This is a genomic window from Myxococcus sp. CA005 (genome assembly GCF_006518205.1).
GTDB lineage: Bacteria > Myxococcota > Myxococcia > Myxococcales > Myxococcaceae > Myxococcus > Myxococcus xanthus.
In genome coordinates, this window is sequence record NZ_SRLV01000011.1 from 1 (window position 1) to 22,806 (window position 22,806).

19 protein-coding genes and 1 tRNA gene are annotated in these 22,806 nt (G+C 68.2%); 12 read left to right on the forward strand and 8 right to left on the reverse strand.

Features of this window, described 5'->3' with window-relative positions:
- From FMQ63_RS06895 to FMQ63_RS06905, 3 genes are all read right to left on the reverse strand, one after another.
- On the reverse strand, positions 1–977 hold a 977-nt coding region (locus FMQ63_RS06895), incomplete at its 3' end, for a hypothetical protein (protein ID WP_141276575.1).
- A 487-nt stretch (positions 978–1,464) separates the two neighbouring features.
- A tRNA-Sec gene (locus tag FMQ63_RS06900) sits at positions 1,465–1,563 on the reverse strand.
- 56 nt (positions 1,564–1,619) lie between these two features.
- Positions 1,620–2,318, reverse strand: coding sequence for a TetR/AcrR family transcriptional regulator (locus FMQ63_RS06905; RefSeq protein WP_020478350.1), 699 nt, complete (start codon positions 2,316–2,318; stop codon positions 1,620–1,622).
- Positions 2,319–2,364: 46 nt separating this feature from the next.
- Here FMQ63_RS06905 and FMQ63_RS06910 point away from each other — a divergent pair, with 46 nt between their 5' ends.
- Entirely contained in the window at positions 2,365–3,342 is a 978-nt protein-coding gene (locus FMQ63_RS06910; RefSeq protein WP_011554468.1) for an NAD-dependent epimerase/dehydratase family protein, read from the forward strand.
- Here the strand turns inward: FMQ63_RS06910 and FMQ63_RS06915 are convergent.
- Positions 3,296–4,366, reverse strand: a complete 1,071-nt coding sequence (locus FMQ63_RS06915; RefSeq protein WP_044275696.1) for a metallopeptidase family protein — start codon at positions 4,364–4,366, stop codon at positions 3,296–3,298. The genes FMQ63_RS06910 and FMQ63_RS06915 overlap by 47 nt on opposite strands.
- A gap of 92 nt (positions 4,367–4,458) precedes the next feature.
- Here FMQ63_RS06915 and FMQ63_RS06920 point away from each other — a divergent pair, with 92 nt between their 5' ends.
- Positions 4,459–4,815: a response regulator gene (locus FMQ63_RS06920; protein ID WP_002639463.1), complete on the forward strand. Its 357-nt coding sequence runs from the start codon at positions 4,459–4,461 to the stop codon at positions 4,813–4,815.
- 168 nt (positions 4,816–4,983) lie between these two features.
- Entirely contained in the window at positions 4,984–6,627 is a 1,644-nt protein-coding gene (gene groL / locus FMQ63_RS06925) for a chaperonin GroEL (protein ID WP_011554465.1), read from the forward strand.
- A gap of 121 nt (positions 6,628–6,748) precedes the next feature.
- Here the strand turns inward: groL and sinM are convergent, their stop codons facing one another.
- Both sinM and sinK read right to left on the reverse strand, forming a co-directional pair.
- Positions 6,749–7,852, reverse strand: coding sequence for a signal integration modulator SinM (sinM, locus tag FMQ63_RS06930; RefSeq protein ID WP_020478351.1), 1,104 nt, complete (start codon positions 7,850–7,852; stop codon positions 6,749–6,751).
- Entirely contained in the window at positions 7,849–9,366 is a 1,518-nt protein-coding gene (sinK, locus tag FMQ63_RS06935; protein ID WP_153881071.1) for a hybrid histidine protein kinase/response regulator SinK, read from the reverse strand. The genes sinM and sinK overlap by 4 nt, the downstream gene beginning before the upstream one ends.
- A gap of 149 nt (positions 9,367–9,515) precedes the next feature.
- On the opposite strand from sinK, the gene encC reads away from it, so the two are divergent.
- Positions 9,516–9,908 carry an encapsulin nanocompartment cargo protein EncC gene (gene encC, locus FMQ63_RS06940; RefSeq protein ID WP_020478352.1) on the forward strand — a complete coding sequence of 131 codons (393 nt, stop codon included), beginning with the start codon at positions 9,516–9,518 and terminating at the stop codon, positions 9,906–9,908.
- A gap of 3 nt (positions 9,909–9,911) precedes the next feature.
- On the opposite strand, the gene FMQ63_RS06945 is transcribed toward encC, so the two are convergent.
- Positions 9,912–11,285, reverse strand: coding sequence for a diguanylate cyclase (locus FMQ63_RS06945; protein WP_011554461.1), 1,374 nt, complete (start codon positions 11,283–11,285; stop codon positions 9,912–9,914).
- Between the two features lie 50 nt (positions 11,286–11,335).
- On the opposite strand from FMQ63_RS06945, the gene FMQ63_RS06950 reads away from it, so the two are divergent.
- The 4 genes from FMQ63_RS06950 to nadC all read left to right on the forward strand — a co-directional run bounded on the left by FMQ63_RS06950 (position 11,336) and on the right by nadC (position 18,410).
- Complete coding sequence (locus FMQ63_RS06950; protein WP_011554460.1) at positions 11,336–12,151, forward strand: chemotaxis protein CheW; 816 nt, start codon at positions 11,336–11,338, stop codon at positions 12,149–12,151.
- A 116-nt stretch (positions 12,152–12,267) separates the two neighbouring features.
- Positions 12,268–13,530, forward strand: a complete 1,263-nt coding sequence (gene romR / locus FMQ63_RS06955) for a motility regulator RomR (RefSeq protein WP_011554459.1) — start codon at positions 12,268–12,270, stop codon at positions 13,528–13,530.
- 63 nt (positions 13,531–13,593) lie between these two features.
- Positions 13,594–17,514: a valine--tRNA ligase gene (locus FMQ63_RS06960; protein ID WP_011554458.1), complete on the forward strand. Its 3,921-nt coding sequence runs from the start codon at positions 13,594–13,596 to the stop codon at positions 17,512–17,514.
- An 11-nt stretch (positions 17,515–17,525) separates the two neighbouring features.
- Positions 17,526–18,410: a carboxylating nicotinate-nucleotide diphosphorylase gene (nadC, locus tag FMQ63_RS06965; protein ID WP_011554457.1), complete on the forward strand. Its 885-nt coding sequence runs from the start codon at positions 17,526–17,528 to the stop codon at positions 18,408–18,410.
- A 153-nt stretch (positions 18,411–18,563) separates the two neighbouring features.
- Here the strand turns inward: nadC and FMQ63_RS06970 are convergent, their stop codons facing one another.
- Positions 18,564–20,177 carry an alkaline phosphatase family protein gene (locus tag FMQ63_RS06970; protein WP_026113887.1) on the reverse strand — a complete coding sequence of 538 codons (1,614 nt, stop codon included), beginning with the start codon at positions 20,175–20,177 and terminating at the stop codon, positions 18,564–18,566.
- A gap of 98 nt (positions 20,178–20,275) precedes the next feature.
- Between FMQ63_RS06970 and FMQ63_RS06975 the strand changes: the two genes are divergently transcribed.
- The 4 genes from FMQ63_RS06975 to FMQ63_RS37315 all read left to right on the forward strand — a co-directional run bounded on the left by FMQ63_RS06975 (position 20,276) and on the right by FMQ63_RS37315 (position 22,756).
- Entirely contained in the window at positions 20,276–20,704 is a 429-nt protein-coding gene (locus tag FMQ63_RS06975) for a thioesterase family protein (RefSeq protein ID WP_011554454.1), read from the forward strand.
- A gap of 30 nt (positions 20,705–20,734) precedes the next feature.
- Positions 20,735–21,700 carry a class II fructose-bisphosphatase gene (gene glpX / locus FMQ63_RS06980; protein WP_011554453.1) on the forward strand — a complete coding sequence of 322 codons (966 nt, stop codon included), beginning with the start codon at positions 20,735–20,737 and terminating at the stop codon, positions 21,698–21,700.
- Between the two features lie 41 nt (positions 21,701–21,741).
- Entirely contained in the window at positions 21,742–22,167 is a 426-nt protein-coding gene (locus FMQ63_RS06985; protein WP_011554452.1) for a type II toxin-antitoxin system RatA family toxin, read from the forward strand.
- Between the two features lie 412 nt (positions 22,168–22,579).
- Positions 22,580–22,756, forward strand: coding sequence for a hypothetical protein (locus FMQ63_RS37315; RefSeq protein ID WP_002639449.1), 177 nt, complete (start codon positions 22,580–22,582; stop codon positions 22,754–22,756).
- Positions 22,757–22,806 lie beyond the last annotated feature (50 nt).

Here is a 22,806-nt window from a genome sequence, read left to right on the forward strand (position 1 = left end):
GGGGGAGGGAGGGCTGTCTTTACGAGGCTCGATGGAGGACTGATTAGCTGGCGTATTACTCTCCGCAAGGTGTTTCGATATGCTTTTTCCGACAGTGCGTGCGCGGAGTCGATCGCCAATTGGAGCCTGTTGAAATATGCGACTTCGTCTGACTTTGCTTGGAAGTGGTCACGTAGTTTCCCGTCGTAGCGCAAAAGAGTTGCGGCTGCTGTGACCATGATGATTGAAGCGGATATTCCTGGTAGGTATTGGCGCCAGTCGGTAAGTATTCCCTTGGCAATCATCCAGTATGTAACCGCAGGACCCGTGAGTGAAATAATGAATAGTGTGCAGCCAACATAGAATGCTATGTTGGATCTCCTCCAGAGCTTGTCTTGGTCTTCCTTTGCGCTATTGGCGCGAATTATCAAGGTTGCCTTGGCTAGGCCTGAGTTTGTTTCTTTCTCTGTGTGTGCGTAGGAGAGACGGTTAAATAGCTCTTCCTGGCGACGCAGTGTTTCTTGGAGTGCGGTGGTTGTGCTTGGGGCGGCTGCGGCGATTGCTGAACGAATATTGAATGAGAAGAGCGCTGATGCTGCGAGGGCTGTCGTTAGTAGGGTTGCGGGGAGTGGTGTTTTATTTGCCAGGGAGGAGGCGAATACTGCGATTGCTATGAGCAGGAATGCGACCCCGACATAAATCAAGGGAGGGTCGTGGAGCAAATTGGAGGGAGGGCGCGGTTTCTCTCTGGAAAGAGCTGGATCTTCGAGCATTTTCTGCGCTGCATCGCGAAATGCCTGGATCCTTTTTTCTGGAGGGGATGCAGGAACACCAGGCAGAGGCAAGAGGGGTCTTATTCTGTATGTTATTGCGTCTCCAATGTGGTATATGTTGAATATGTTTAGGTCGGCGTCTTTTGCGAGCTTGGTGAGCCTCGCTTCCCAGTCATGAGGGGGTTGATACTTTAGTTCGATTTTTTCGGGATCTGGCTTTGTCATGGGTGGTGGGTTGTGTTTGGGTGGTGCATCTGGGGTAGTGGTGGTTGGTCTGGGGGCTGAGTTGGCTTTCGAGGTTTGCCCTGGGCGGTCTCGCGATTTTGACTTGGGGTTGTGTGTTGATTGTGAGTCGAGTTGCCAGTGCTTCGTGATGCGCCGAGCGGTGAGATTGCGACGTGATGGTCTGGGATGCTTGACTTAATCAAGGTCGTCGTTTCGGGTAAAGCTGGAGCTTTGGATGGGGCTTGGTCTGTGAGGTGAGGCGCTCGTTATGCCGCATGCGGCGACGACGTTGCGATTGCCCGAGGGAGTTGGAGTGCATGCTTGAGACCTAGCGACGACCGAGACTACAATATGAAGTTGAGGCCGCCTTGTTTTGGATAGCGGTTACGCAGCGCTCGAAGCATTGGGCTATTGGCCTTCAAATAAACGGTTTGAGTTCGTCCGATCCTATTGCGCGCGAGGTGCTGTATCTTTACGTTTAGACTCGTGGCGGTAGGGCACGAGAATCGAACTCGCCAGGGACGCCTCTCGGCGCCCCTCACCGGTTTTGAAGACCGGGCCGGCCACCAGGTCCGGAAGCCCTACCGTCTGCGATTACGCCGGACCCTGCGGACCCCGTCAACCAAGGGGCACGGGCGCGACTCACCGCGTCTTTTTCTGCGCCCGTCCCGCCTTCAATCCCGGCAAGCCCTTCACCAACGTCGTCACCAGCACCTGCGTCAGCTCCTCCGCGGGCGTGCCCGGGAACCCCGTGCATGTGAGCCTCAAGCTCACGATGCCGTGCACCCCCGCCCACAGCACCTCCGCGAGTTGCTCTGGCTTCGTGCCTTCCTCCAGCCTCCCGGTCGCCAGCAGGTCCACGAACACCTGCACCAGCACCCCGAATGCTCTCGGGCCCGGGCCTTCCGGGTGGTCTCCGAACAGGGCGGTGGAGAGCTTCGGGTCCTCCATGAAGATCAGCCGGTACGTCTCCGGGTGCTCCAGGCCAAAGCGGACGTAGGCCTCCGCTAGCTTGGGCAACCGCTCCAGCGGGTCTTCCACCTGGGCCGCGGGCTCCAGCATGGCCAGCAGGTCCTGGAAGCCGCGCACGCACAACTCCTTCGCGATGGCCTCCCGGTTCTCGAAGTGGAGGTAGAGCGTCGCCGGCGCGTACTCCACCGCGTCCGCCAGCTTGCGCATCGAGAGGGCAGGGAAGCCCTCCTTCACCACGATGTCCCGGGCGACTCGCAGAATCTGCTCGCGCAGCTCCGCTCGCTGTCGTTCCTTCCGTTCTGCAATCCCCATGCTCCCAGTGTAGGCCTTGACCCACTGAACGCCCAGCAGTAGATGAACGGCGTTCATGAACGGTGTTTACAAACCACTCGCCGTTCGGGAAAGGGAGCAGGACATGGGCACGGTTGCGTTGTTCGGCGCCACGGGCGTCGTCGGACACAGCATCGCGCAGGCGCTGTGGGGGCAGGGGCGGGGCTACCGCGTGGTGGGGCGCTCCCGGGAGGGACTCCAGCGGGAGTTCGGGGCGGACCCGCAGGCGGAGATCGTCACCTGGAATCCCGACGACATGGCCTCCATCCAGGCCGCGGCCCGGGGCGTCCAGACGCTCATCTATCTGGTCGGCGTGCCCTATTGGCAATTCCACCTCCACCCCGTGCTGATGAAGCGCACGCTCGACGCCGCCATCGCCGAGGGCGTGGAGCGCATCGTCTTCATCGCCAGCGTGTACCCCTACGGCCGGCCGCGCACGGACGTCGTCAACGAGTCCCACCCCCGCGTGCCGCACACGAACAAGGGCCGCTTGCGCAAGGCTCAGGAGGACCTGTTGCTCGCGGCGGACAAGGCGGGCTCCATCCAAGTCACCATCCTCCGCCTCCCGGACTTCTACGGCCCGGGCGTGGAGAACAGCTTCCTCCACCGCGCCTTCGTCGCGGCCTCACAGGGCAAGCGCGCCCAGCTCATCGGCCCCATCGACACGCCCCATGAGTTCGTCTACGTGCCCGACGTGGGGCCCACCGTGACGGCGCTCATGGACCATCCGGGGGCCTACGGCCGCTTCTGGAACCTCGGGGGCGCGGGCGTCACCTCCCAGGCGGCCCTGGTGGAGGACATCTACGCCCAGGCCGGCCACCCCGCGAAGTACTCAGTGCTGGGGCCGGGGATGGTGCGCCTCATCGGCCTCTTCAGCCCGTTCATGCGCGAGCTCGGGGAGATGCACTACCTGCACACCTCGCCCGTCATCATGGACGACTCGGCGCTGCGGGCGCTGCTCGGCGACATCCGGAAGACGCCGTACCGCGACGGCATCCGCCAGACGCTCGCGGCGCTCAGTCCAGCCCCCGTTGCCACAGGTCATCCTCATCCAGCCCCATGAGGTGACCGACCTCGTGCATGACGGTGATGCCAATCTGCTCGATGAGCTCCTCGCGGGTGCGGGCGAAGCGCTCCAGGTTCTTCTGGTACAGCACGATGGACGCGGGGACGTGGTCGAACGCGTTCGTCACGCTGCGCTCGCCCACCGCCAGGCCGCGGAACACCCCGAGGATGCTCGGTGACAGGGGAGGGTCCTCACCCAGCAGGTCTTCATCCGCCGGCAGGTCCTCCACCGCGATGGTGACGTTGTCCAGGTACTGCTTCGCGTGGCCGGGCAGGGACTGCACCGCGGCCTCCACCGCGCGGTCGAACTCGGCCTCGCCCAGCTCCACCGGCGGGAAGAACTCCGTCGGCACCAGCGCCTGGGCCTTGGCGAAGCGGCGCTGGGCCTCCTTCTCGTCGCCCCGGCGCTCCGCCATCAGCCCCAGGTACTGGTGAGCCCAGGCCTCGTCGGGCGTGTCCTTCAGCACCTTGTCGAAGGCGCCCTTCGCGTCGTCGAAGCGGCACAGCTCGAACAGGGCGATGCCCCGCTCCAACTGCGCGTCCACCGAGCGCGGCATGTGCCCCAGCGCCGCGTCCAGGCTCGCCAGGGCCGCGCGGCACTCGCCCACCTGGTTCAGGCCCATGCCCTCCAGGAGGAGGAACTCGTAGAGCAGCTCCACGTCGCCGGCCTTCTGCGCCAGGCGCTTGCCCTTCGCGCAGAAGCCCAGGCCTTCCTCCACGGCCTCCCGGTCCTCGCCCGCGCGGCAGATGAGGCAGTCCGCGGTTCCCAGGAGCACCTCCAGGTCGTCCGGGGACACCCTCAGCGCGGCGCCGAAGGCCCGGCCGGCTTCCTCCAGGCGGCCCAGCTCCACCAGGGCGGCGGCGCGCAGGTGCAGGGCGTCCACCGAGTCCGGGGCCTGGGCCAGGCCGCGGTCGGCGGCGGCCAGGGCCGCCTCGAAGTCGCCCGTCTCAAAGGCCTCTGCTGCCGCGTCCAGCGCCTCCATCCCGCTCACCCCCGTTCGCTTCGACGTCCGCATCCCCATGGGGCCGCGACATATGAAGCCGCGCACTTCGTTGTCAACGCCGCGCACGGCTGCTACGTTCCTTGGCCCGTCCTGGTGCGGCGCTCAGTCCCGTGAACATCCTTGTCGTCGACGACGATCTCGAACTCTGCACGATGCTCTCTCGCTTCTTGGAGATGCATGGGTTCACGGTCTACTCGGCGTCCGACGCGCTCCAGGCGCTCGACGTGCTGGAGCGCAACCAGGTCAGCATGGTCATCACCGACTACGTGATGCCCCATATGGACGGCATCCAGTTCACGGAGATGCTCAAGGCGGACCCCCGCTTCCAGAGCGTCCCGGTGCTGCTGATGACGGGCAGCGAGGACGGCTCGGTGACGGACCGCGGCCTGCGCAAGGGCGTGGCCCTGACGCTCCACAAGCCCCTGGACATGGGCCAACTGCTCACCCTGGTCCGCTTCGCGCAATAGCCCACGGCGCACCTCCCGGCAGGGTGCCTCGGGCCGTCCGCTCGCCTACACGGCTACCCTTCCTGGTTGACATCGTTCAGGCGGCCCTTATGTTGGCGCTCGCCATGGCCGAGTGCTAACGGCCCGTGTCGTACTAGTAAAATCCCCCAGTGAATTCAGGAGGTTGCGATGGCAGCGAAGGAAATTTTCTTCCATCAGTCCGCGCGTGAGGCCATCCTGCGCGGCGTCCGCACCCTGTCGGACGCGGTCGCGGTGACCCTCGGCCCCAAGGGCCGTAACGTGGTCATCGAGAAGAGCTTCGGCTCCCCCACGATCACCAAGGACGGCGTCACCGTCGCCAAGGAGATCGACCTCGAGAACAAGTTCGAGAACATGGGCGCGCAGATGGTGAAGGAGGTCGCGTCCAAGACCTCCGACAAGGCCGGCGACGGCACCACCACCGCCACGGTGCTGGCGCGCGCCATCTATGAGGAGGGCCTCAAGCTGGTGGCCGCCGGCCACAGCCCGATGGACCTCAAGCGCGGCATCGACAAGGCCGTCGAGGTCGTCGTGGGCGAGCTGAAGAGCCTGTCCAAGCCCACCGCCGACAAGAAGGCCATCACCCAGGTGGGGACCATCTCCGCCAACGGGGATGAGACCATCGGCGCCATCATCGCGGACGCGATGGAGAAGGTCGGCAAGGAGGGCGTCATCACCGTCGAGGAGGCGAAGGGCCTCGAGACGACGCTCGACGTGGTCGAGGGCATGCAGTTCGACCGCGGCTACGTGTCCCCGTACTTCGTGACCAACCGCGAGCGGATGGAGGCCGTCCTGGAGGACCCCTACATCCTCATCAGCGAGAAGAAGGTCTCGTCGATGCAGGACATGATTCCGCTGCTCGAGCAGGTGGCCCGCTCCGGCAAGCCGTTGATCATCATCGCCGACGACATCGAGGGCGAGGCCCTGGCCACCCTGGTGGTCAACAAGATCCGCGGCGTGCTGAACGTGTGCGCGGTGAAGGCCCCCGGCTTTGGTGACCGCCGCAAGGAGATGCTGCAGGACATCGCCGTCCTCACCGGCGGCACGGTGGTCAGCGAGGACCTGGGCCACAAGTTCGAGACGCTGACGCTGACCGACCTGGGCCGCGCCAAGCGCGTCACGGTGGACAAGGACAACACCACCGTCGTGGACGGCGTGGGCACGAAGGCGGCCATCGAGGGCCGCATCAAGCTCATCCGCACGCAGATTGACTCCGTCACCAGCGACTACGACCGCGAGAAGCTCCAGGAGCGTCTGGCGAAGCTGGTGGGCGGCGTGGCCGTCATCAACGTCGGCGCGGCCACCGAGACGGAGATGAAGGAGAAGAAGGCCCGCGTCGAGGACGCGCTGCACGCGACCCGCGCGGCCGTCGAAGAGGGCATCGTCCCTGGCGGCGGCGTGGCCTACCTCCGCGCGCTGCCCGCGCTGGAGAAGCTGAAGCCGGGCGGTGAGCAGGACTTCGGCGTGGCCATCATCCGCCGTGCGCTCCAGGAGCCGCTGCGGAAGATCGCCAGCAACGCCGGCGTCGAGGGCGCCGTGGTCATCAACAAGGTCCGCGAGGGCACCGGCGCGTTCGGCTACAACGCCCGCACGGAGGTCTACGAGGACCTGGAGAAGGCCGGCGTCATCGACCCGACGAAGGTGGAGCGCACCGCGCTGCAGAACGCCGCCTCCGTCGCCTCGCTGCTGCTGACCACCGAGGCCATGGTCGCCGAGCGCCCGAAGGGCAAGGCCAAGGGCGGCGGCGCTGGTGCCGGCATGCCGGACTACGGCGGCGACGACATGGACTACTGAGCCGCTCCGGAGGGCTCGGGACGTGAGTCCCGGGCCGTCTGGGCCTCGGCAGTCAACGGCCCCGGATGCCTCGTCAGGAGGCGCCGGGGCCGTTGTCGTTTCAGCGGGGACTGCCTGGCGGTCAGGGCACGCGGCCCACGACGCCGCCGGTGCCGCTCTCCTGCGACGTGTAGAGCAGGGTGTCGCCGTCCACCAGCAGGCCACCGGGCCCCACGCCCTCTGGGCCCACGGGCTCCAGGGCGCCGGGTGTGCAGGTGCTCACGCGGCGGAGGAAGCCCGTGCCGCCAGTGCTGACGTCCTTGAAGTAGAGCGTCCCATTCAGTTCCACCGGGAAGGCGGGCCCCTGGAGGTCCGTGGCGACGACTTCCGCCGCGCCGCCCTCGCGTGGCAGGCGCAGCACGCGGCCGTTTCCGCCGCCTCCTTCGGTGACGAGGAAGTGCGTGGGCGTGACTTCCAGCGAGGTGCCGGCGGTGATGGTGCCGTCGCGCAGCGTGGCCGGGGCACTGCCGTCCAGCGGCACGCTGTAGAGGCCGGGGCTCTCTCCCGCGGCGACCAGGAACCACACGTCCTGGCCCACCACGCGGGCTCCCCGCACCTGCGTGTAGCCCGTGCCGGCGTAGAGCTCCTGGCGGTTGCCGCCCGAGGCGTCCACGCGCACCAGCCGGCGGTGCGACGTCGCGATGACCACCACGTCCCGGTCACCCATCCGCGCGGGCAGGACGTCCGTGCCGCCAATGGTGACATTGTTCACCGTGGCATCGAGCGGCCGTGCGTCCTTCGCGCCCGTCGCCTTGTCCACCCGCCACAGCCCGTCCAGGTCGAGCACGTAGACGGAGTCCGACACCACGGCGATGGCATCCGGCGCCCGGAAGCCCGTGGCCAGGGACACCGTGTCACCGCCCGCGCGTGGCAGCCGGAGGAGCCGCCCGGGGCCCGGCTGGGGCTGCTGCGGATTCAGGGAGTGGGACTCGGCGATGTAGAGGTCCGTTTCGTCCGCCGCGAGCCTGCGGGGCGTGTTCAACCCGGTGAGCAGTGGGGTGCCCGGACCCGAGGCGAGCGGCTCGCAACCCGCGTCGCCGCTGCCCGCATCGTCTGTCCTGGTGCCCGCGTCGTCTGTCCCGGTGCCCGCGTCGCCACGGCCCGCGTCCGGCCCGTCCTGCATCGGCGGCTTGTCGGAGGAGCAAGCAACACCCAACAGCAGGACGGACAGGAGCGCGAGTCTCATGGGGTCTCTCGTTTGAATGCGCGGTTCAACTCTCGGCTGAGCGCCGAGGCGTCGGACATCAGCTTGGGGAGGCACGCGGCGGCGCCCGCACGGAGGGACTCCAGCGCCGTCTCCATGGTGAGGTGCTCGGCCAGCACGACGAAGGGAGCGCCCTGGGCCAGCGCCTTGCCCAGCTCCAGCGCCTTGCGCCCGTAGGCGGGCGTGAAGTCCCAGCTCACCACCACGCCCGCGGGCGGCTCCAGCGCGGCCAGCTCCGTCGTCGTCAGGATGCGCGCCTCCAGTCCCACCAGGGACAGGGCGTGGGTGATTTGCGCCGCCGCCGCCGGGTTGTCCTCCAGCACGTCCACCCGGCGCATCGCGGGGTTCGTCTCCAGCGGCGCGGGGGCGGGCTTCCGGGCCAGCGTGGAGCGCAGCAGGGCGCGCACCTCGCGGATGTCGTCGAAGGGCTTGAGCAGGTAGTCCACCACGCCCAGCTCCAGCGCCTGCTGTGTCGTCACCAGCGACGGGTAGCCCGTCATCAGGATGACGCGCGAGTCCGTGTGCCGCCGCCGCGCCTGCTGCGCCAGCTCCAGGCCGGACATGCCGGGCAGGTTCTTGTCGGTGACGATGAGGTCCACCGGCGCCTGTTGCAGCAGGTCCAGGGCCTCCTCGCCGCTTGCCGCTTCGATGATCTCGCACTCCTTGCCCATCAGGTCGCGGAAGACCATGCGGATGATGATTTCGTCATCCACCACCAGGACCCGGTGCTTCTGCGTGGGCGGCGCGTCCGTCGCGGGGAAGAGCACGCGGAACACGGTGGCCGGGGGCGGGACGTCGCGAATGACGCCCTGCGGGGCCAGCTCGAGGCGCGCGTGGTGCTCGCGGGCGATGCGCTGGCACACCGACAAGCCCAGTCCGGTGCCTCGATTGTTGGCGGTGATGTAGGGCTCGAAGATGCGCGCTCGCAGCTCCTCGGGGATGCCCGGACCCCAGTCCGCCACGTAGAGGGCAGGGGAGGGGCCCTCCATCGTGAGCACCACCTTCACCCGGCCGCGCCCCGCCATGGCGTCGCGCGCGTTGTTGAGCAGGTTCAGGGTGAGCTGTTCAATGAGGCGCGCGTTGCCCTGGATGGTGATGTCCTCCGGGGCTTCCACCTCCAGGGAGATGCGCGAGGAGTCCGGGTTGATGCTGAAGTGCTTCGCCGCCGCCCAGATGGGGGCCGCCAGGGAGAGGCGCTGTTGGGACGCCGGTCGCTCGCTCGACAGGCGGATGAAGTCGGAGACGATCTGCTCCATCCGCTCCACCTGGGCCAGCAGCAGGCGCAGGGGCCCGGGGGCGGCGCCGTCCTCCGCGAGGAGTTGGGCGTAGGCCTTCACGCCGAGCAGCGGTTGTCGCAGCTCGTGCAGCACCTCCGCCGCCAGCTGAGAGGTGTGCGCTCCCGCACGTTGCAGCGCCGCCGCCGCTGTTCGCGCGGCCGTCAGGTCCCCTGCCTCCACGGCCTGGAGCAGTTGGGCGAGCGGCACGGGTGTTTCCATGTGACGAGCATGGCGGAGGCAACCGCTTGTACGCAACGCACCTGGAGGGAATCCGTTGACCCGGACCGTGCCGGCACGGATGCTGGCCGCGTTCTCATCGCACCGTCCGGAAATCCGGATATCGCGACACCGGCCTCGGGAGGGCCTTCATGCCGCAGACCAACCCGTTCCACTCGCTGGTCCCCCGCAAGATGACGGACACCGAGCTGGCCCGCTCCATCCGTCTCAACATCGAGGCGGAGCTGGACGCCATCAACCTCTACGCGGCCCATATCGACGCGACGGACAACGAGGACGCCAAGGCCATCCTCCAGCACGTCATGGACGAGGAGCGCGAGCACGCCGCCCTCTTCTGGGAGCTCATCGCCCGGTTGGATCCAGAGCAGGCCGCGCACGCGAAGGAGGCCGTGGAGAAGTACCGGCTCATTACCTCCGGCGCGTCGCACGAGGCCGTGGAGGCCGTGGGCAAGGAGGGCGCGGCGCCGTCTCCGGCGGACGTCACCCCGGAGAAGCGCCTCACCGTGGGCAGCCTGCGCCGGTAGCCGTCAGGACGCGGAGTGGGCCTGCCGGCGCTCGGCCGGTGGGGCCTCCAGGTCCTTCGCCGCCATGTAGACGACGTTCCGCGAGCCCCGCTTGCCGCGGTACATGGCCCGGTCCGACAGGTCCAACAGCGTGGCCTTGTCCTGGGCGTGCTCGGGGAAGCTGGCCACGCCGATACACGTGGTGAGCTTGAGCGACAGGCCTTCGCGCGCCAGGAAGTTGTGCGTCTCCATGGTGCGTCGGATGCGCTCGGCCACCTTGAGCGCGCCGCCGGAGTCGGTGTTGCGCAGCACCACCACGTATTCGTCTCCGCCGTAGCGCGCGACGACGTCGTGGTCTCTCACGCAGCCCTTCACCACGCGCGCCGCCTCCACCAGCACCTTGGAGCCCACGAGGTGGCCATGGGTATCGTTGATGGACTTGAAGTGGTCCAGGTCCAGGAACAGCAGGCTGAAGGTGCGCTGTGACTGGAGCGCGTCCTGGACCTCGCGGTCCACCACCAGGTGCAGGTAGCGGGTGTTGAACAGGCGCGTGAGGTCGTCGACGTACGCCAGGTCCTCCACCGCGGCGAAGCGGCCGAGGTTGCGCAGCGCGAGCGCCCAGTTGCGAACCAGGAAGCTGGCCGTCTCGCCCGCCCACTCCGCGCCCGTGCCGCCGAAGAAGAGCACCGCGTGTCCCAGCACGGCGTCACCCTCCAGCGCGGGGAAGGAGATTGCGCGAGGAAAGGGCGCGTCCATGCCGTCCAGCTCGCGCGGACCGCGTTCGTTCGTCAGGCGTTCGATGAGCTCGGCGATGAGCGGCTCTTCCAGCGCGGTGGACAGGCCGCTGGTGCCGTGGCGCCGCAGCGCGAAGGCAGAGTCGCGCTCCAGCAGGACCACGGCGCTGGCGGAGGCCATGCTCTGCAGCGCGCTGGCGGTGGCCGAGGCCAGCTTCTCGCGGTCCAGGGTGGTGGCGATGCGTTGCCCCGCCTCCAACATGGCCACATGGCGGCGCAGCGACGCGTTCTCCTGCATCAGGTCGCGCGTGGTGAGCGCTCGGCGCACGGCGTGCTGCAGGGCCTCCGGGGCCACCGGCTTGACGAGGTACTCCGCGGCGCCGCTCTTGATGGCGCGCACGGCGGGGTCCACCTTCTCCAGGCCAGTGATGACCACCACCTCCACGCCCGGGTGATGTTCCCGCACGTGCCGCAGGACCTCCATGCCGTCACCACCGGGGAGGATGAGGTCCGTCACCACCGCGTCGAAACGGTCGCCTGCGAGTGCTTCCTTTGCCTCTTGTAGCGTGCCCACCGCCGTGACGGCGTGTCCCACGGCGGTGAGGTAGTCGCCGTACAGGGTGCGGGCGATCTTTTCGTCGTCGACGAGGAGGATTCGCGCCATCTCCCATCGGCTTAGCACCAACCGATGGAAGGCTGCTAGGGTCGGCCCCCGTGTCCCCCTTCGAAAGCGGCCGTCGGCTCTGCCTTCTCGTTGAGGCCGGGGAAACCCGTTACGCCGTGGAAGCGACGTCTGTCATGGAAGTAGCGATGCCGGGCGCCAACGGCAGCAGCCTGCGGGGTGTGCTGGAGGTGAAGGACCTCTGCGCGCTGCTGGGCGGGCCGCCCGAGGAAGGCCCGGGCATGGTGGTGGTGCTCGACGTGAGTCCCACCCTGGCGGTGCGCGTGCGCTCCGTGGTGGAGGTGGCGGACGTGGCCCGCGCGCCGTTCTTCCTGCTGCCACCGGGATTGGCGGACTCGCTGGCTCCGCTGAGCCGGGGCGCCGTGCTGCACAAGTCGCGGCTGTACCTGGAGCTCATCGCGGAGGCGCTGCCGCACCGGGTGGGGTCGATGTCGCCGGCGGTTGCCGCCCGGCCCGTGCACTGGGCGGAGGCGGCTCCGGACCGCGCGCTCGTCTTCGAGTCTCAGAGTCGATTGTTCGGAGTCCCCCTGGGTCTGGTGTCGCAGGTCATCAGCCGGGGAGAGGCCTTCTGCGTCCTGCCCGTGCCGAGTGGACCGGTGGCTGGTATTTTTCCGCATGATCAGGTGCTGTGGCCCGTCTGCTCGGTCCCCGCGTTGCTGGGGGAAGCGCCCGTGCCGGAATCCTTCATCGTCCTCACGGAACTGGCCGGGCGGAACGTGGGGCTGACGGCCACGCGGGTGCTCGGCGTCATGCAACGATTCGAGCCGGACGACACCGCGGGGAGCTTCCGTGCTCCCGGGTTGAGCGAGCCTGTGGCGTTCCTGGACCTGCAACGCATGTTTTCTTGATCGTCCCAGAGGGCAACTCGTAAGCTGCCCCGCTTGTCAGACTGCCGCGAGTCAACCCTCGCGGCGGGAATCACCAACGAATTCAGGGGAGTGGATGCTCCCCGAGGCCCGAACCGATGCCCAAGAATCTGCTGGTCGCCGATGACTCGCTCACCATCCGCAAGGTGATCGGGATGATCTTCGCGACCGAGGACTTTCAGGTGACCGCGGTGGACAACGGGCTGGACGCCATCTCCCGCACCCGCGAGCTGCGTCCGGACGTCGTCCTCGCGGACGTCATGATGCCGGGCAAGAGCGGCTATGAGGTCTGCGAAGCGCTGAAGAACGACCCGGCCACCCAGGGCATCCCGGTGGTGCTGCTGGCCGGCACGTTCGAAGCGTTCGACGAGAATCGCGCTCGCGCCGCCCGCGCTGATGACCACGTCACCAAGCCCTTCGAGAGCCAGGTGCTGCTCGACAAGGTGAAGGCGCTGGTCGGCCAGAAGTCCAACACGATGCCCGCGTCGGCCGCCACGCAGGTGCGCCACGCGGCTCCTCAGCCCGCCGCGGCGCCCGCGCCCGTTGCCGCCGCTGCTCCGCCGGGGGCCCGTCCCGCGCCTCCGCCGGGGGCTCGTCCGGGTGTTCCTCCAGGGCCGGGCGTGCCGCGTCCGCCGGGCGCGGGTGTGCCGCCGCCGGGCGCGCGTCCTCCGGGACCTGGGATGCCGCCAGGCATGGCGCGTCCTCCGGGGCCGGGAATGCCGCCGCCGGGTGCGCCGGGCGCGCCGCGTCCTCCGGGACCTGGGATGCCGCCGGGCATGGCGCGTCCTCCGGGGCCGGGCGTGCCTCCGGGCGCGCGTCCTCCGGGGCCTGGGATGCCGCCGGGCGCCCGTCCGGGTGTGCCGCCTCCGCCGGGTGGTCCCGCGCCGGGCCTTCCGCCGCGTCCGGGAATGCCGCCGGGCGCCGTGGCGCGTCCGGGCGTGCCGCCTCCGCCGGGTGGTCCCGCGCCGGGTGGCTTCGCGCGTCCGCCGGTTGGCGCGCCGCAGCCTCCTCCTGGAGCGGCGCCGCAGCCCGCCGCGCGGGGCAGGGATCCGTTCGGGTTGGGGGCGCCCGCGCCCGCCGCGGCCCAGCCGTCCATCAGCATCGAGGACTCGCTGCCCGACCAGGGTGACGCGGAGGAGATCTCGCTGGACATCGCCACCCCCGCGCCCGTCGCGGCCAGGCCGGCGAGCGCCCGTGCGCCTGCCGCGGATGGGGGCGAGGCCCTGCTGCGCGAGGCGCTTTCGAAGGCTTCCCGCGAGGTCATCGAGAAGATTGCCTGGGAGGTGGTACCGCAGTTGGCGGAGACCATCATCCGTGAGGAGCTCGAGCGGCTCATCAAGGACCGAGAGACCCAGCACTGAGGCGCCTGGCGCCGTAACCTCCTGACCTTTGCCGGCCCCGGTCTCCGGGGCCGGCCGTTTTCAATGACCGATACCACTGAACTTTCGAAGGCCTACGAGCCCACCGAGGTCGAGGCTCGCCGCTACGCGTTCTGGCTGGAGCGCAACTACTTCCGCGCCGAGGCGCCCTCCGACAAGCCGCCGTTCTCCATGGTGCTGCCGCCGCCCAACGTCACGGGCAGCCTGCACATCGGTCATGCGCTGACGGCCACCATCCAGGACATCCTCATCCGCTGGAAGCGGATGAGCGGCTTCAACGCCCTGTGGCTCCCAGGTACGGACCACGCCGGCATCGCCACGCAGATGGTGGTGGAGCGGGAGCTGAAGCAGACGGAGGGGAAGAGCCGCCACGACCTGGGCCGCGAGGCCTTCCTCGAGCGCGTCTGGGAGTGGAAGGGCAAGTTCGGCGCTCGTATCGGCGAGCAGCACCGCTACCTGGGCGCGTCCCTGGACTGGAGCCGCGAGCGCTTCACCATGGACGAGCAGTCCTCCGCCGCGGTGCGCGAGGTCTTTGTCCGGCTGTACGAAGAGGGCCTGATGTACCGGGCCCAGAAGCTCATCAACTGGTGTCCTTCGTGCCACACGGCGCTCAGCGACCTGGAAGTGGAGCACCAGGAGAAGAACGGCTCCATCTGGCACATCCGCTACCCGGTGAAGGACACCGACCGCACGCTCACCGTGGCCACCACGCGCCCGGAGACGATGCTGGGCGACACCGCCGTGGCCGTCCATCCGGAGGACGAGCGCTACCAGGACCTGATTGGCAAGCACGTGGTGCTGCCGCTCAGCGGCCGCGAGATTCCCATCATCGCGGACGCCGAACTGGTGGATCCGAAGTTCGGCACCGGCGTGGTGAAGGTCACGCCCGCGCACGACTTCAACGACTACCAGACGGGCCTGCGTCACAAGTTGCCGATGCTGTCCATCTTGGACGAATCGGCCCGGATGACGAAGGAGACCGGCAAGTACGCCGGCCTGGATCGCTTCGAGGCGCGCAAGCAGGTGCTGGCGGACCTCCAGGAGCAGGGGCTGCTGGAGAAGGAGGAGCCGCACAAGCTGTCCGTCGGCACGTGCCAGCGCAGCACCACGGTGGTGGAGCCGCGCCTGTCGCCGCAGTGGTTCGTGAAGATTGAACCGCTGGCGAAGCCGGCCATCGAGGCGGTGGAGCAGGGCCGCACGAAGTTCGTCCCCGAGTCATGGACGAACACCTACTTCCACTGGATGCGCAACATCCACGACTGGTGCGTCAGCCGCCAGCTCTGGTGGGGCCACCAGATTCCCGCGTACTACTGCACCGCGTGCAGCCCTCGGTTGGGGGACGACACCGACCTGCCGCTGGATTCCGCGACGGTGAAGGTGGGCGGCGTGGACTTCGCGCGCGCGGAGCCGATTGTCGCGCGTGAGCAGCCCTCGTCCTGCCCGAAGTGCGGCGGCGCCACGTTCATCCAGGACCCGGACGTGCTGGACACGTGGTTCTCGTCCGCGCTGTGGCCCTTCTCCACGCTGGGCTGGCCGCGCAACACGCCGGAGCTCCAGACGTTCTACCCGACGTCCGTCATGGAGACGGGCCACGACATCATCTTCTTCTGGGTCGCCCGGATGATGATGATGGGCCTGCACTTCATGGGGGATGTGCCCTTCCGCACCGTGTACCTGCACGCGATGGTGCGCGACGAGAAGGGCGAGAAGATGTCGAAGACGAAGAAGAACGTCATCGACCCCTTGGACGTCATCCTCGGCGCCCCCGCGGACAAGCTTGAGCCGACGCTCAGGAACAAGTTCCCGCAGGGCATGCCTGCCTTCGGCGCGGACGCGCTGCGCTTCACGCTCGCGTCGCTCACCCAGCAGGGCCGGGACATCAAGCTGTCCATGGACCGGATGGCTGGCTACAAGGCCTTCTGCAACAAGCTGTGGAACGCCAGCCGCTTCGCCCTGATGAACATGGGCGAGTTCACGCTGGATGAGCGTCCTCTGAAGGAGCGTCCGTTGACGCTGGCGGACCGCTGGATTCTCTCGCGGCTCCAGCGCGCCACCACTGAGGCCCGCGCCTCGCTGGAGACGTACGGCTTCGCCGAGGCGGCCTCCACGCTGTACCAGTTCCTGTGGGCCGAGTTCTGCGACTGGTACATCGAGCTGGCCAAGGGCTCGCTCTACGGCACCGATGAGCAGGCGAAGGACTCCGCGCGCGCGGTGCTGGTGTACTCGCTGGATCGCATCCTGCGGCTGCTTCACCCGTTCATGCCGTTCATCACTGAGGAGATCTGGCAGAAGCTGCCGATGTCCCGGTCGGTGGACAGCATCATGATCGCGTCGTACCCGGAGCCCGACGCGGACCTGGTGGACGAGGCCGCCGAGGCGGAGATGGCCCCGGTCATCGCCTCCATCGAGGGCCTGCGCACCATCCGCGGCGAGAGTAACCTGTCGCCCGCGACGAAGGTGAAGGCGGTGGTGCAGAGCCCGGACGCTCGCACGCGCGAGCTGCTGGAGCGCTGGCGCGCGTACCTGATGCCGCTGGCCGGCCTGTCCGACGTGGAGATTGGTGCGCCCGGCACCAAGCCGCCGCAGGCCGCCGCCTTCGTGGGCACGAACCTGGAAATCTACGTGCCGCTGGCGGGTCTCATCGACCTGGACGCGGAACGCGACCGCCTCCGCAAGGAGATTGCGCGCACCGAGCAGGAGGCCGCCGGTGTGCTGCGCAAGCTGGAGAACCCCAACTTCGTGGCCAAGGCGCCCCCGGACGTGGTCGAGAAGGACCGCGCCCGCGTGGAGGAGTTGAAGGAGCGCAAGGCCAAGCTTCAGGACCATCTGCAGCGCATTGCCCCGGAGCCCGCCATGCCCGCAGCGCCGCCGTCCGAGAGCCGCACGCCGACCGAAAGCGTTGAGCCGACCGAGGCCGACATCGTGACTGAAGCCGACGTCGCGACCGAGCCCATCACGCCGCCCGAGAGCGCTGCTCGATTAGAGACGCCGCCTCCGGCCGAGGGGGGCGCTGAATACGAGACGCTCGCCGAGTCCACCGAGGAGGAGGAGGAAGCCGCTGCTCCGGCCGAGGTGAAGGCCGCGCCGGATGCGGAAGCCGAGGGGAACGTCGACCTGGCGGAGGAGTTGAAGGACGAGCTCGAGGCCGTGGGCGGCGTGCCCGAAGCCGCGGACCCCCAGGTGCAGGACGCCCTGGAGAAGCTGCGCGCGGGGACGAAGGAAGGCCTGTCTCCGGCCGACCATCATGACCTCGGCGTTGCGTACATGAGCATGGGCCTCGTCGACGACGCGATGCGGGAGTTCAACACGGCGCGCGCCGGTGGCGACGCCCGTGAGGCGCCCGCCGCCGCCGAGCAGACGGTGGCCTCCACCGCGAAGGCCGTGGTGAAGGCCACCCTGGCCGCCGTGAAGAAGGCGTCGTCCATCGCGAAGGAGACGGTGGTGGAGGCTGTCTCCGCGTCCGGCGAGGATGAGGAGCCTGCCGCTCCGGCGAAGGCGCGTCCCGCGAAGAAGGCTGCGGGCAAGAAGGCGCCTGCCGTCGCGAAGGAGGCTCCGGCCCAGAAGGCCGCGGGCGCGAAGGGCGCTGCCAAGAAGGCCGCTGCGAAGAAGGCTCCGGCCAAGGGCGCGAAGGGCGCTGCCAAGAAGGCCGCTGCGAAGAAGGCTCCGGCGAAGGGCGCTGCCAAGAAGGCCGCTGCGAAGAAGGCTCCGGCCAAGGTCGCCGCGAAGAAGGCTGCCACGAAGAAGTCCGCCGCGAAGAAGGCGCCTGCCAAGGGCGCGGCGAAGAAGGCCGCTGCGAAGAAGGCTCCGGCCAAGGTCGCCGCGAAGAAGGCTGCCACGAAGAAGGGGGCCGCGAAGAAGGTCGCTGCCGCCAGCAAGAAGCCGGTGAAGAAGGCGGCGGGCCGGAAGGCTCCCGCGAAGAAGGGCACCGGGGCGAAACCCAAGGCGCGGGCAAAGGCCCGGCGGTAGCAGGAGGAGACGTGCAGCAGCAGGATTACCTCGACCGGCTCATCGCGCTCGCACTCGATGAGGACCTGGGGGCGGCGGGTGACGTCACCTCGCAGGCCCTCATCCCTCCTGACTACGAGGGCAGCGCGGAACTGGTCGCCAAGGAGCAGTTGGTGCTCGCGGGACTGGATGCCTTCGTCCGTGTCTTCAAGACGGTCGACCCGAACGTCGAGGTGGAGCTGTTGCGCCGCGACGGTCAGGAGATCAAACCGAAGATGGTCGCCGCGCGGTGTCACGGACGGATGCGCTCGCTGCTCGCGGCGGAGCGCACCGCGCTCAACATCGTGCAGCGGGCCGCGGGCATCGCGACGCTGGCGCAGCAGGCCGTCACGTCCGTGCGTGGCTCCAATCTGCGCGTCCTGGACACGCGGAAGACGCCGCCGGGAATGCGCACGGTGGCCAAGGAGGCCGTCCGCATGGGCGGTGCCTCCAACCACCGCTTCGGCCTCTTCGACGGCGTCCTCATCAAGGACAACCACATCGCCGCCGTGGGTGGTTCCATCGCGGAGGCGCTGCGCCGCGCGAAGCTCAACGGGCCTCGGCTGACGAAGGTCGAAATCGAGGTCACCAACCTCAAGCAGCTTGCGGAGGCCATCGAGCACGGCGCCGACGTGGTGATGCTCGACAACATGGACGACGCGCAGATTCGCGAGGCCGTGAAGCTGGCGGCGGGCCGCGTGCCGCTCGAGGTGTCGGGCGGCGTCACGCTGGACCGGCTGCCTCGGTTGGCGAAGCTGGGCATCGACTTCGTGTCCATGGGCGCGCTGACGCACTCCGCGCGGGCCATGGACCTGTCGCTGGAAATCACCGCCGCGGCGAAGCGGCCCGCGCGCAGCAAGCAGCCGAAGCCGGCGTAGCGCGCGGACACGGAGGCGCTCCTAGCTCCAGCGCCTCCGTGTCGAAGGGCGTCCCGGCATCCCGCCTGGACGCGCGGAGCCTGTCCTTCACGGAACGCGGACCGGAGCGGACGGCGCCGTCAGAGCGCGTGTCCGCCACGCTGACGCGTTCGCTCACTTGCCCGTGAGGACCTCCGCGCGGGGCTTGCCCTCCGCCGAAGCGGGCATGCCCATCTCCATCAGCGCCGACAGGGTGGGGGCGAAGTCCACGGGGTCGATCTCCTCCAGGTACATGCCCGGCTTCACGCCCTTGCCCGCGAAGACGACGGGCACTTGTGAATCATAGGAATGCGGCGTGCCGTGGCTGGTGCCGGTGGGGATGTAGTGGAGCATGTGGAAGGGCCGGAGCATGAAGAGCACGTCGCCGCTGCGCCCGGGGTAGTAGCTCTTGCGCATGAGCGTCAGGTAGCCCTCGGTGTCCGGCGCGGTGAACAGGTCGTCATTAGCCACAGCCGTGATGACCGACGGGTGCTTCGCCAGCCACGCCGCCGCCGCGCGCCGCACCGCCGCGTCCACTGAGCCCCCCTGGTGCGTCTTGCCGCCCAGGTACACGTCCAGCTGTTCGAGCGTGGCCGTCACGTCGCCGCCGAACTGCTGACGCAGCGCCTGCGTCAGGCTCTCCGCCAGCTCCTTCGAGCTCACGCGCCTCGCGGCGAGCCCCTTGGCGGCCCACTGCTCCGGCATCGCCGCGCCGCCGTGGTCCGCAGACAGCGCGATGACCAGGTTGCCGCGTCCTCCCGCGGCGCGCTCGGCCGCGGCGATGAGGTTGCCCATCGCCTTGTCCAGCCGCAGCAGCGTGTCCTGCATCTCCCACGAGTAGGGCCCGTACTCATGGAACACCAGGTCCGTGCTGCTGAAGCTCACGGCCAGCAGATCGGGCACGTCGTCCTGGCCCAGTCCCTCGCCGGCGATGGCCGCCTTGGCCGCCTCCACCAGCAGGTCATGCGAGTCCGGTGAGAGGGCGAACGCCTGGTAGAAGGCAGGGCCCGGCGACGGCAGCCCGCCGTCCAGCGGGTGGGGGAAGGTGAGGCCCAGGCCGTAGACGTCTGCCTCAGCGAGGCCTTCGTCCTCGCCCACGTACTCCGCGGCCGGCCGCATCAGCTCCCACTTCTTGCCGAAGGACGCCTCCGGCAGCTTCCGCGCGTTCAGCGCCTTCAGCCACGCCGGGAACTCCTTCGTGTACCAGGTGCCGGTGACGAACTTCCCCTCGCCCTTGTCGAACCACCACGCCTGTCCCGCACGCCCGGCCAGGGCGATGGCCGCGTGGGGTTTGATGGACAACGCCACCGCCTTGCCACGCTCCTGCGTCGTCACGCGCAGCCGGTCCGCCAGCGTCTCCACCATGAGGTGGGCGGGGCCGGAGTCCTGGCCCGGCTTCAGCGGCACCTCCAGCACCGGATGGGCCGCGTCCGCGAAGGCCATCACGCGCTTCATCGTCGAGCGGTCCACCCACCGGTTGTCCACGATGCCGTGCCGCCAGGGGTTGGCGCCCGTGGAGAGGGTGGCGTGGCCGGGCGCGGTGCGGCATTCGGCGTAGCCGTAGCGCGCATAAGGAAAGTACGCGCCCTGGTTGAGGAGCTGGTGCAGGCCGCCCTTCAGGCGCGGACGGTTGCGTAGCAACACGTCGCTGCCGAGCGCGTCCACGCTGATGACGAGCGTCAGCCTGGGAGGTCGGGCAAAAGCGGGCAGGGTGGCCAGCGCCACGGCGAGGGAAAGTGCGCGAATCATTGGGATGAGAACCATCTCCGCCGGGATGGTGAGAAGCAACCAACAACGCGTGTCACTGCTTGGACGCCGCACATCGCGCTGTTAGGGTCGCTCGATTCATGGTCGAGGCCCGCCTTCGCGTCATCTACGGCGACACTGATCAGATGGGTGTCGTCTACTACGCGAATTACTTCCGCTATTTCGAGTTCGCGCGCAGTGAGTACTTCCGCGCCCGGGGTGGCAGCTACGCCGAGCTGGAGCGCTCTGGTGCCCTGCTACCCGTGGCCGAGGCGAGCTGCCAGTACAAGGCATCCGCGCGCTACGACGATCTGTTGGTCATCCAAACCACCGTGAGTGAGTTGCGCCGCGCCTCCATCGTGTTCACCTACGCGCTGTTTCGTGACGGTGCGCCACGCACGCTGCTCTGCACCGGTATGACCCGTCATGCCTGCGTGGGGCGGGACGGCAAGCCGACGCGGCTGCCGGACTCCCTCATCCGGCTGCTCGAAACGACCGGGCCTTCCCCGGGCTCTTCCCCTTCCACCTGAACCCTTCCGGCATACGCAAGGAGCACACACATGGATCGCAACCTGGCAATGGAGGTCGTGCGCGTCACCGAGATGGCGGCCATCGCCTCCGCACGACTGATGGGCCGCGGCAACAAGGACGAGTCGGATCAGGCCGCCGTGGACGCCATGCGCCGCGCCTTCGACGCGCTGCAGATTGATGGCACCGTCGTCATCGGCGAGGGCGAGCGCGACGAGGCGCCCATGCTCTACATCGGCGAGAAGGTGGGCAAGCGTGGCGAGGGTGCGCCCGAGGTGGACATCGCCCTGGACCCGCTGGAGGGCACCAACCTGTGCGCCTACGGCCGTCCGGGTTCCATCGCCGTGGTGGCCATGGCGGGCAAGGGCGGGCTGCTCAACGCCCCCGACACGTACATGGAGAAGATGGCCGTGGGCCCGCGCGCCCGGGGCGCCATCGACCTGCGCAAGACGCCCACGGAGAACCTCCGCTCCATCGCGGAGAAGATGAAGGTCTATGTGGAAGACCTCACGGTGGTGGTGCTGGACCGCGAGCGTCACACCGACCTCATCAAGGAGATTCGCGCGGCGGGCGCCCGCATCCGGCTCATCGAGGACGGTGACGTGGCCGGCGCCATCGCCACGTGTTTCGAGGACACGGGCGTGGAGGTGCTGATGGGCATCGGCGGCGCGCCCGAGGGCGTCATCGCCGCGGCGGCCATCCGCGCCACCGGCGGTGACATGCAGGGCCGGCTCGTTCCCCGCAACCAGGGCGAAATCGACCGCGCCAGGTCGATGGGCATCACCGACATCTCGAAGATCTACACCGCCGAGGAGCTGGCCAAGGGCGAGGTCATGTTCGCCGCCTCCGGCGTCACCACCGGCGACTTCCTCAAGGGCGTGCGCTTCTTCGGCGGCGGCTGCGAGACGCACTCCGTCGTCATGCGCAGCAAGACGGGCACCGTCCGCTTCATCCAGTCGGTGCACAAGTTCGACAAGAAGCCGGGGTACGCTTTCTAGGCCGCAGCTCCCACCCTGACTCACGTCCCCTGGAGACACCCATGCCTGGCGCCTCGCGAACCATCATCGTCAACGCCCCCATCGAGAAGGTCTTCGACGTCATCACCCAGTACGAGCGGTACCCGGAGTTCCTTCCCGAGGTGAAGGGCATCCGGACCGAGAACCGCAAGGGCAACACGGTGGACGTCCACTACAAGGTGGATGTGGTGAAGACCATCAACTACTCCATCCACGTCACGGAGGAGCGGCCCACCCGCATGTCCTGGACCTACATCAAGGGCGAGTTCATGAAGGACAACCAGGGCAGCTGGGTCCTGGTGCCCGAGGGCGAGGGCAAGACGAAGGCCACCTACACCGTGGAGATGGCTCTGGGCGCGCTGGTGCCCAAGAGCGTCGTCTCCGCGCTGGTGGAGACCTCGTTGCCGAAGATGCTGGACGCCTTCAAGCGCCGCTTCGAGGCGCCCTGAATCACACCTCCGGGCGGCGTCTTGGCGGGCGACTCCACCATCGCCCGCCGGCCGCCAGGAGTCTTCGGAGACCCGGATGCTCCGCGCGCCATAGCAGGCGGGCGGACGAGGCCGAATCGAAGGGGCTTGCGACGCCGGATACGAGGAGTATGCCCATGGGACGGTCCGCTTGCGGGCCGCTTCGAGGGCATTAAAATGAACACCATCCCGATGGATTTTCGGCCTCCACGACATTTCTGCCCTGGGTGCCCTGGCCTGGGTGTCGGGTGGCAGACGGGCAACCGTGCGAGATGGCTGCAACGTACCCAGCGCGGAACCGGGGTTCTTAATTTGCATCTGATATTGATGGAAATGGTATTGGGGCGGGATGGGCGTACATCGGGGTACGTAGGCTGAGGGAGACGGAAAACCCATGCTCGACGCCTTCATCATTGAAGAAATCAAGCGCCGTGAGCGCCGCCGTGAGGAGCATGACAGGCCGGTGGTGGAGCTTCCGCTCCCCGTGCCGGATGACCGCCCGCGTCGCCGCACGGAGACCGAGGACGACAAGCCCCAGCGGGGCGTAGTGGTCATCGACCTGCTGTCCTGACCCTGGCGAGCGGCCTGACGGCCGCGCCAGTGTGTCCCCGAGCCCGCGGT

Bases quoted from the DNA above. Each gene is read 5' to 3' on its own strand.
- glpX (WP_011554453.1), top strand. From the start codon at position 20,735: ATGGATCGCAACCTGGCAATGGAGGTCGTGCGCGTCACCGAGATGGCG.
- FMQ63_RS06945 (WP_011554461.1), bottom strand. From the start codon at position 11,285: ATGGCGCGAATCCTCCTCGTCGACGACGAAAAGATCGCCCGCACCCTG.
- FMQ63_RS06960 (WP_011554458.1), top strand. From the start codon at position 13,594: ATGACCGATACCACTGAACTTTCGAAGGCCTACGAGCCCACCGAGGTC.
- encC (WP_020478352.1), top strand. From the start codon at position 9,516: ATGCCGCAGACCAACCCGTTCCACTCGCTGGTCCCCCGCAAGATGACG.
- FMQ63_RS06985 (WP_011554452.1), top strand. From the start codon at position 21,742: ATGCCTGGCGCCTCGCGAACCATCATCGTCAACGCCCCCATCGAGAAG.
- sinM (WP_020478351.1), bottom strand. From the start codon at position 7,852: ATGAGACTCGCGCTCCTGTCCGTCCTGCTGTTGGGTGTTGCTTGCTCC.
- sinK (WP_153881071.1), bottom strand. From the start codon at position 9,366: ATGGAAACACCCGTGCCGCTCGCCCAACTGCTCCAGGCCGTGGAGGCA.
- FMQ63_RS06970 (WP_026113887.1), bottom strand. From the start codon at position 20,177: ATGATTCGCGCACTTTCCCTCGCCGTGGCGCTGGCCACCCTGCCCGCT.
- FMQ63_RS06915 (WP_044275696.1), bottom strand. From the start codon at position 4,366: ATGGGGATGCGGACGTCGAAGCGAACGGGGGTGAGCGGGATGGAGGCG.
- FMQ63_RS37315 (WP_002639449.1), top strand. From the start codon at position 22,580: ATGCTCGACGCCTTCATCATTGAAGAAATCAAGCGCCGTGAGCGCCGC.
- FMQ63_RS06910 (WP_011554468.1), top strand. From the start codon at position 2,365: ATGGGCACGGTTGCGTTGTTCGGCGCCACGGGCGTCGTCGGACACAGC.
- romR (WP_011554459.1), top strand. From the start codon at position 12,268: ATGCCCAAGAATCTGCTGGTCGCCGATGACTCGCTCACCATCCGCAAG.
- FMQ63_RS06905 (WP_020478350.1), bottom strand. From the start codon at position 2,318: ATGAACGCCGTTCATCTACTGCTGGGCGTTCAGTGGGTCAAGGCCTAC.
- FMQ63_RS06975 (WP_011554454.1), top strand. From the start codon at position 20,276: ATGGTCGAGGCCCGCCTTCGCGTCATCTACGGCGACACTGATCAGATG.
- groL (WP_011554465.1), top strand. From the start codon at position 4,984: ATGGCAGCGAAGGAAATTTTCTTCCATCAGTCCGCGCGTGAGGCCATC.